Annotated in this window: 2 protein-coding genes; both read left to right on the top strand. The window is 61.6% G+C overall.

From position 1 onward, the window contains the following. Nucleotides 1-1,228: class I SAM-dependent methyltransferase (locus tag ACOZKU_RS21215; protein WP_421580562.1), on the top strand; the 1,228-nt coding region annotated here is incomplete at its 5' end. Nucleotides 1,229-1,414: 186 nt separating this feature from the next. Beyond that, the coding region (locus tag ACOZKU_RS21210; protein ID WP_421580561.1) for a replicative DNA helicase at nt 1,415-2,753 on the top strand (1,339 nt) is incomplete at its 3' end.

The following is a 2,753-nucleotide window of genomic DNA, read 5'->3' as shown; positions in this document are numbered from 1 at the left end:
CACCTATCCCGACGGCAGCAGCCAGACCTTCGGCGATGGCACCGGCAATCCCATCCATATGCGTCTCAACACGAACAAAGCCGTGTGGGGGATCGCCATCGACCCCGCTTATTATCTCGGCCATCACTACGGCACCGGCGATATCGATATCGTCGAAGGCGACATGTACGGTCTCCTAAAGACCGTATTCACCGGCAATCCCGACTTCAAATACTACGATACCCGCTGGAACCGCCTGCTGGAGCGCATGCGCTACGTCTTCCGCTGGGTGCGGGAGAAGAACAGCGTGGTGCGCTCCAGGCGCAACGTGCAGCACCACTATGACCTGACGGGCGCGCTCTACGACCTGTTCCTCGATCAGGACCGTCAATATTCCTGCGCCTATTTCGAGCATCCCGACCAGACGCTGGACGACGCCCAGCTCGCTAAGAAACGGCACATCGCATCCAAGCTCAATATCAACAGGCCGGGCCAGAGCGTGCTGGACATCGGCAGCGGCTGGGGCGGCATGGCGCTTTACCTCGCCCGCCAGCTCGGCGCGAAAGTGACCGGCGTCACGCTTTCCGACGAGCAGCATGCGATCTCCGTGCAACGGGCAACCGAGGGCGGCCTGACGGAGGAGGTGAAATTCCTTTTGCAGGATTATCGCAACGCGCAAGGCCCCTTCGATCGCATCGTCTCCGTCGGCATGTTCGAACATGTCGGCCGGCCGAACTACCTTACTTTCTTCAAGAAGAGCGCCTCCCTGCTGAAACGCGACGGCGTGATGCTTCTGCACACGATCGGCCGCACGGACCGGCCCTCCGCCAACAATCCGTTCATCGAGAAATACATCTTTCCAGGCGGCTACATTCCTGCCCTTTCGGAGGTGATGCAGGCTGTGGAAAAGAGCGGACTTGCGGTGACGGATGTGGAAATCCTTCGTCTCCATTACGCCGAGACGCTGCGCCACTGGCGGGAGCGTTTCATGGCCAGGCGCGACGAGGCCAAGGCGCTCTACGACGAGAAATTCTGCCGTATCTGGGAATTCTACCTTGCTGCCTCCGAAAGCGCCTTCCGCTGGCAGAACCTCGTCGTCTTCCAGCTCCAGCTTGCGCATGACCAGGAGGCCGTGCCGCTGACGCGCGGTTACATCGGCCGCGGCGAGGATTGCCTGAAGGCGCATGAGGCCAATCCGAAGGGCGACCGGCGGGGTGCCCGCCAGTTCCCGCAGGAGGCGTCGCTTTGAGATTCGCGCGTTGAGTCAACCGAAAGCCTGTAAGCCCGAGTGAATCCGGGCTTGCCCTGTCCGCGCCGCCTGTGGAAAAGTCTAACAACGGGTCTAACGGAAAGACCGGGCCGGAAGCGCTTGACCCCTGGGGCCAAAGGAACCAAACCAGCGACCTTCGAAAAGAAAGACGGGAGATTCGGGACGATGAACGATGCCGTGCGCAAGCTCAGCCAGGCCGGTCGCGAGAATGCGGAGCTGCACCACCGCGAGGCACCGAACAACGTCGAAGCCGAACAGGCGCTGCTCGGCGCCATTCTCGTCAACAACGACGCCTATTACCGCGTCTCGGACTTTTTGAAGCCGATCCATTTCAACGAGCCGCTGCACCGCAAGATCTACGAGCTGGCAGGCGACACAATCCGCATGGGCAAGATCGCCACGACGATCACGCTGAAGACGCACCTGCCGTCGGACGCCAAGGTCGGCGATCTCACCATTCCGCAATATCTTGCGCGCCTTGCCGCCGAAGCCGTGACGATCATCAATGCGGAAGATTATGGCCGTGCGATCTATGACCTCGCGCTGCGCCGATCGCTGATCAATATCGGCGAGGACATGGTCAACATCGCCTATGACGCGCCGCTCGACATGCCGCCGCAGACCCAGATCGAGGATGCCGAGCGCCGTCTGTTCGAACTGGCCGAGACCGGCCGCTACGACGGCGGCTTCCAGTCGTTCAACGACGCCGTGGCGCTGGCCATCGATATGGCCGGCCAGGCCTTCGAGCGCGACGGCTCGCTGTCGGGCATCTCCACCGGCATCCATTCGCTGGACGGTCGCATGGGTGGCTTGCAGCGCTCGGACTTGATCGTGCTCGCGGGACGCCCCGGCATGGGCAAGACCTCGCTTGCCACCAACATCGCCTACAACATCGCCGCCGCCTACGAGCCCGAAATCCAGGCGGACGGCTCGTACAAGGCGAAGAACGGCGGCGTCGTCGGCTTCTACTCGCTCGAAATGTCGTCCGAACAGCTCGCCACGCGTATCATCTCCGAGCAGACAGAAGTGTCGTCGTCGAAAATCCGCCGCGGCGACATTTCCGAGGCCGATTTCGAAAAGCTCGTCGCCTGCTCACAGATGATGCAGAAGGTGCCGCTCTATATCGACCAGACCGGTGGTATCTCGATTGCGCAGCTCTCCGCGCGCGCGCGCCGCCTGAAGCGCCAGCGCGGCCTCGATTGCCTCGTGGTGGACTATATCCAGCTTATGACCGGCTCGGGCAAATCCAGCGACAACCGCGTGCAGGAAATCACCCAGATCACCACGGGTCTCAAGGCGCTGGGCAAGGAACTGAACGTGCCGATCATCGCGCTCTCCCAGCTCTCCCGTCAGGTGGAAAGCCGCGAAGACAAACGCCCGCAGCTTTCGGACCTTCGCGAATCCGGCTCGATCGAGCAGGACGCCGACGTGGTGCTCTTCGTGTTCCGCGAGGAATATTACGTGAAGAACCTTGAGCCGCGAGACGAGTTCGATCCGAAATACG

Source organism: Shinella sp. M31 (assembly GCF_049199205.1).
Taxonomy (GTDB): Bacteria; Pseudomonadota; Alphaproteobacteria; order Rhizobiales; family Rhizobiaceae; genus Shinella.
This window is presented reverse-complemented; position numbering and strand designations above follow the sequence as displayed.